Genomic DNA, 6,197 nt, shown 5'->3' with positions numbered 1-6,197 from the left:
CCTCCCCCCCCCCTTCTCTTTCCCCTCCCCCCCCCCCCCCCCCCCCACCCCCCCCCCCCCCCCCCCCCCCCCCCCCCCCCCCCCCCCGCCCTCGGCATTCTCCGCCACAAGCCGACCAACCACTTCGGACGATCGACGGAAATCACTCTGAGCAGTCGAGCCAGTACGGAACCGCAGAACATGTACCCAGATGCAAATTCCCGTGGAACTTCCCGCAACGTCGACTATCTCGAATGAATAACAGAATCCTTAACTGCTGCTCAAGACTGTCGCTGCTCCGTCGACATCGCTAAGGTCGGGCGCTGTGCCGGTACGACTCAACCGGCGTACGACGTCGGGGAGGCGTCAACGCGGATCGCGCCTTATTCGGCAGCGACCGTTCTCGTCACTCCTCGTCGTGTCCTGAAGCTTTCATCCCTCAGGAGTACCTGTGATTCGTCCCAAGCTGTCGCTCCGGCGGCCGCTCGCCGTACTCGGGGCCACCTTCGTGGGTCTCGCTGCAGCAGTCGCCGTAGCCGCTCCCGCCAGTGCCCACATCTCCGTGCCCTCCGGTAGCGCCGTCTGCGACACCAAGACCGGCGAGTGGGTGGTCACCTGGAAGGTCGAGAGCACCCTGCACTTCGATTCCGACAAGTTCAAGCTGCACTACATCCGCACAACCCCGCAGGACGCCGCGATCGATGGCATCGTCCGCAACAAGGACTACCCGGTCGACACCCCGATCGTGGGCACCCAGCGGGTTCCCGGCACCCTCACCAAGGCCGAACTCGACGTGAAGGCAACCTGGAGCGACGGGTTCCGCGAGAAGGACCTTCGCGAGGGCAACGTCACCCTGGAGGGTACCTGCGTCAAGGAGACCCCGGAGCCCAGCCCTTCGGCGTCACCCAGCCCCACGCCGACCGTCACACCGACGACTCCTCCGGCCAAGGTGAGCAGCCCGAACGCGTCCACCTCGTCGGCTTGCGACGGCACCGTCCAGGTAACCCTCAGCAACGGCGAGGACGCCACCGCAGACGCGGTACTCCGGGTCAAGGCCACCGGCTTCGACAAGACCTACACGCTGAAGCCCGGCACGAGCAAGGACGACATCGTCGTACCGGCCAATGCCGGCGAGATCAAAATCACCGAGGGTGACAAGCAGGTCGGTAAGACCATCACCTGGGCCGAGCCGGAGAACTGCGTCGAGCCAGGCGAGCCGGTGGGCGGCTACGAGTCCACCTGCGAGGAACTCATCTTCATGATCAGCAATCCGGAAGACGGCGAGCCGGTCACCCTGACGCTCACCCCGAGCACCGGTGAGCCGAAGACCCTGACCGTGGCGCCGGGCACGACCGAGACCGCGAAGTTCCCGGCCTCGGAGGGTCTGACCGTCACCCCGAGCGCCGAGGGCCTCGATGACACCACACCGATCGCCTGGGAGAAGCCCGAGGACTGCGGTGGTGGCGGCGGCGGTCTGCCGGTCACCGGTGCTGCCGCCGGTGGCATCGCCGCCGGCGCGCTGGTCCTGCTCGCCGCCGGTATCGCGCTCTTCGTACTGGCCCGCCGTCGCCGGCTGACCTTCACCGTCTGATCCCGCCGAGGCAGGTGAACTGAACCAAGCGCACCGAAGCAAAAACTCGCGGGCGTACCGACCATATGGTCGGTACGCCCGCGAGTTTTTGCCGGCTCAGCCCTTCTCCAGGTACTCCGCGCGTTCCTCGTCGACCAGGGCAGCCACCGAGGCGGCCAGGGCCGGCTGACCGGTCAACTCCGGATCCTCCTCGACCAGGGCGATCGCCTCCACCCGCGCGTCCCGGATCAGGTCGGTGTCCCGCAGCAGCGAAAGCAGCCGCAGGTGCGAACGCCGACCGGACTGGGTCGCGCCGAGCACGTCCCCCTCGCGGCGCTGCTCCAGGTCCAGCTCCGCCAACCGGAAACCGTCCGAGGTGGAGGCGACCGCGTCCAGCCGCTCGCGGGCCGGCGTACCCTCCAGCGCCTCGGAGACCAGCAGGCAGAGGCCGGCCGCCGAACCCCGCCCCACCCGCCCCCGGAGCTGGTGCAACTGGGAGACGCCGAACCGGTCGGCGTCGAGCACGATCATCACGGTGGCGTTCGGTACGTCCACCCCGACCTCGACCACCGTCGTGGCGACCAGCACGTCCAGGTCCCCGGCGGCGAAGGAGCGCATCACGGCGTCCTTCTCGTCCGCCGGCAGCCGCCCGTGCAGCACCCCGATCCGCAGCCCGTGCAGTGGCCCCTCGGCCAGCAGCGGCGCCACCTCGGTCACCGCCAGCGGGGGGCGCTTCGCGGACTCGTCCGCCGGTGCCTCCTCCGCCGAGGCCGGGCCGTCGCCGATGCGCGGGCAGACCACGTACGCCTGGTGTCCGGCGCCCACCTCCTCGCGCAGCCGGCGCCAGGCCCGGTCCAGGAACGCCGGCTTCTCCGACGCCGGCACCACGTGCGAGGCGATCGGCGAGCGGCCACGCGGCAACTGGGCCAGGGTGGAGACCTCCAGGTCGCCGTAGACGGTCATCGCGACCGTGCGCGGGATCGGGGTCGCGGTCATCACCAGCACGTGCGGCGGCTGCTCCGCCTTGGCCCGCAACGCGTCCCGCTGCTCCACCCCGAACCGGTGCTGCTCGTCGACCACCACCAGGCCCAGGTCGGCGAAGTCGACGCCCTCGTACAGCAGGGCATGGGTGCCCAGCACGATGCCGGCGCGGCCGGCGGCCACCTCTTCCAGCGCGGCCCGTCGGGCCGCCGCGCCGAGCGACCCGGTGACCAGCGCGACCCGTGTCCCGGCCGGGTCGCCGTCGAGTTCGCCGGCCCGGCCGAGCGGGCCGAGCAGGTCGAGCATGCCCCGGAAGTGCTGGGCGGCGAGCACCTCGGTCGGCGCCAGCAGCGCCGCCTGGCCCCCGTCGTCGACCACCTGGAGCATGGCGCGCAGCGCGCACACGGTCTTGCCCGAACCGACCTCGCCCTGCAACAGCCGGTGCATCGGGTGGGCGGTGGCCAGGTCGGTGGCGATCTCCTCGCCGACCGCGCGCTGCCCCTCGGTCAGCTCGTAGGGCAGGCGCGCGTCGAAGGCGGCCAGCAGGCCGGCGTCGCGGGCCGGTCGGGGTCGCGCCGGCCACGCCGCCGCGCGGTGCTTGCGCTGCACCAACGTCAGCTGTACGGCGAACGCCTCGTCCCACTTGAGCCGGTGCCGGGCCCGGTACAGGTCCTCCTTGGTCCCCGGCCGGTGGATCTCCCTCAGCGCGGTGCCGAGCCCGATCAGGTTCCGGCTGGCCCGCAGGGTCGCCGGCAACGGGTCCTCGGGCATCGTCACGGTGTCCAGCACCACCCGGACGCAGCGGGCGATCACCCAGGTCGGCACCGCCGCCGCGGCCGGGTAGACCGGGATCAGCGCACCGGCGAACTCCTCGACCTCCTCGGCGGCCGCCACCTCACCGTCGGCCGCACCCTCGCCGAGCAGGACGTACTCGGGGCCGTTGAGTTGCCGTCTGCCCCGGAACTCGGTCACCTTGCCGGCGAACAGTCCCCACCGGCCGGGACGCAGCTCCCGCTCGCGCCAGGCCTGGTTGCCGAAGAAGGTCAGGGTCAGGGTGCCGCCGGAGGAGTCGCCGACGACCACCTCCAGCAGGTTGCCGCGCCGCTGCCGCATCGGCCGGACCGTGGTCCGCTGCACCTGGCCGAGGACGGTCACCTGCTCGCCGATCTCCAGCGACCGGATGTCGGTGTGCTCGCCGCGTTCGTCGTACCGGCGGGGGAAGTGGTAGAGCAGGTCACCGACGGTGTGCAGGTCGAGGTGGCTGGCGAGCGCCTTGGCGGTCTTGTCGCCGAGCGGTGTCTTCAGCGGTGTGTCGGCCGTCAGCCGCAGTGGCGTCTCGGGCGTCGACGGCTCGGTCATGCCTTCTGCTCCCCGCTCGGTCATTCGATCCCCACCAGCAGCGGGTAGAACGGCTGCCCGCCGGGATAATCGTGCACCTCCACGAACGGCCAGCGGCCCGACACGTGGGCCCGTACGGCGTCGGCGAGCCCGGCCGGCGCGTCGGCACCGAGCAGCAGGGTGACCAGTTCGCCGCCGCCGCCGAGCATCCGGTCGATCAGCCCGGTGCAGGTCGGCAGCAGTTCGGTGCCGATCAGGTGCACCTCGCCCTCGACCAGCGCCAGTACGTCACCGGGCTGGCACCGCCCGGCCACCGTCAGCGCCTCCCGGGTGGCGTGGCAGACCTCGCCGTACCGGCACGCCCCGGCCGCCTCGGCCATCGCGATGACGTCGTCCTCGAACCGGCGCCCCGGGTCGCGTACGGCGAGCGCCGCCAGCGCCTGCACCGGCGAGCGGGTCGGCACCACGCTGACCTTCACCCCGTGGCCGTGCGCCTCCTTCGCGGCGGCGTTCGCCACCGCCTGGGTGTTCGGGTCGTTGGGCAGGACCACCACCTGGGCGGCGCCGGTGGACCGGATCGCGGCGAGCAGGTCACGCGTCGACGGGTTGCCCGCGACCACGGTGGCGCCCTCGGCGGCGACGAGTTCGGCCAGCCCCGCACCGTGCGCGACCACCACCGCCGACCGCTCCCGCTCGGCTTCCCGCGCCCCTGCACCGGCGGCCTGCTCCCACGCCCCGGCACCGGCCTGTTCCGACGTCCCGGCACCGGTCAGCGGATCGGCGAAGCGGACGACCGAGATGTGGTACGGCCGGCCGGCGTTCACTCCGGCCTCCACCGCCGCACCGACATCGTTGACGTGCACGTGCACGTTCCAGGTGGTGACCGCCCCGGAGGTCGCCTCGTCGCCCACCACCACCAGTGAGTCGCCGAGCCCGGCGAGGACCTCCCGCAACCGTCGCACCGCCGCCGGCTCGGCGTCGAGCAGGAACTGCACCTCGTAGGCGTACGTCTCGGCGCCGGTCTCCCGGACCGCGGTGACCGGCCCGGCCGGCACGGACGCCGGGACGGTGGGCGCCGCACGCTGCGGGGCCGCACCGGTGATCACCTCGACCAGCGCGTCGAGCAGCACGCAGAGGCCGCGCCCACCGGCGTCGACGACCCCGGCGCGGGCCAGCACCGGCAACTGCTCGGGAGTACGCGCCAACGCGTCCGCACCGCCGTCGGCGGCCGCCCGCGCCACCGCCCCCAACTCGTCGGAGTCGTCCCGGGCAGCCGCCTCGGCCGCCGCCGCGACAACACTCAGTACGGTCCCCTCGACCGGCACCGCCACCGCCGCGTACGCCGCCGCGCTCGCCGCCCCCAGGGCGCGGGCCAGGTCCCGCCCACGTACGACGGTCGAGGTGGCGAGCGTGTCGGCCAGGCCGCGCAGGATCTGCGAGACGATCACGCCGGAGTTGCCCCGGGCGCCGAGCAACGCCCCCCGGGCCATCAGCCGCAGCACCCGCCCGTGCGGGCTCTGCCCGACCGGCCCACCGGTCGGCGTCTCCCCCGCCGAGCGGCCCCGGCCCCGCGTGTCCCGCGCCGACCCGGCCCGCGTCCGCTCCGGCGTGTCCTCCACCGAGCCGGCCCGCGTCTGCTCCGGCGTGTTGTCCAGGTCGAGCGCCAGTGCCTGCTGGGCCGAGGTGAGGGTGAGCACCAGGTTGGTGCCGGTGTCACCGTCGGGCACCGGGTAGACGTTCAGCTCGTCGATCTCGGCCTGGTGCCGTTTGAGTGCCGCCAGCCCGCCCGCGCACCACCGCCGGACGGCGGCGGCGTCGAGGGTCTCCAGCACGGCGTGAAGCCTACTGGTGGGCACCGACGCGTGCCGGTCGCCGCGACGGCCGTACGGTTCGTTGACGCGCCGCGTACCCGCCTGGTGCTCGGCGGGTGGAGCCGATTCGCCGGCCGGTCAGGGCATCGGGTAGCCTGACGAGGTTGCCCGGACAGCACCCTGCCGGCGACTTCATGAACGATCAATCCCAGGAGTATCCCGTGGCTAGCGTGTGCGACGTCTGTGGCAAGGGGCCGGGCTTCGGCCACAACGTTTCCCACTCGCACCGGCGGACCAACCGCCGCTGGAACCCGAACATCCAGACCGTGCGCACCCCGGCCGGTGGCGGCAACACCCGCAAGATGCAGGTCTGCACCTCCTGCATCAAGGCCGGCAAGGTCGTCCGCGCCTGACGCGTCCACCGCGTCCCCCGGTTCGGCACCCCACCGAACCCCAAGCATCAGCCGTCGGGTCCCCACGACCCGACGGCTACTTGCGTTCCTCCCTCCCCTCCCCCC

At 72.5% G+C, this 6,197-nt stretch carries 3 protein-coding genes and 2 pseudogenes; 2 read left to right on the top strand and 3 right to left on the bottom strand.

All coding sequences use genetic code 11. The features are described from left to right. Window positions 1–430: 430 nt before the first annotated feature. Entirely contained in the window at window positions 431–1,570 is a 1,140-nt protein-coding gene (locus ACZ6QQ_RS05470) for a cell wall anchor protein (RefSeq protein ID WP_465874631.1), read from the top strand. A gap of 96 nt (window positions 1,571–1,666) precedes the next feature. On the opposite strand, the gene recG is transcribed toward ACZ6QQ_RS05470, so the two are convergent. The 3 genes and pseudogenes from recG to ACZ6QQ_RS05455 form a co-directional block, all read right to left on the bottom strand. Next, window positions 1,667–3,889, bottom strand: a complete 2,223-nt coding sequence (recG, locus tag ACZ6QQ_RS05465; RefSeq protein WP_465874630.1) for an ATP-dependent DNA helicase RecG — start codon at window positions 3,887–3,889, stop codon at window positions 1,667–1,669. 20 nt (window positions 3,890–3,909) lie between these two features. Then, a pseudogene (locus tag ACZ6QQ_RS05460) lies at window positions 3,910–5,391 on the bottom strand (DAK2 domain-containing protein); the annotation flags it as partial. Window positions 5,392–5,502: 111 nt separating this feature from the next. Beyond that, window positions 5,503–5,700 (bottom strand): annotated as a pseudogene (locus ACZ6QQ_RS05455) (DAK2 domain-containing protein); the annotation flags it as partial. Between the two features lie 200 nt (window positions 5,701–5,900). On the opposite strand from ACZ6QQ_RS05455, the gene rpmB reads away from it, so the two are divergent. After that, window positions 5,901–6,092, top strand: coding sequence for a 50S ribosomal protein L28 (gene rpmB / locus ACZ6QQ_RS05450; protein WP_326560460.1), 192 nt, complete (start codon window positions 5,901–5,903; stop codon window positions 6,090–6,092). Window positions 6,093–6,197: the final 105 nt, after the last annotated feature.

It is taken from the genome of Micromonospora sp. NPDC049529 (genome assembly GCF_055586685.1).
This window is presented reverse-complemented; position numbering and strand designations above follow the sequence as displayed.

Coding starts and splice junctions, on each gene's coding strand:
- recG (WP_465874630.1), bottom strand. CDS start 3,889: ATGACCGAGCCGTCGACGCCCGAGACGCCACTGCGGCTGACGGCCGAC.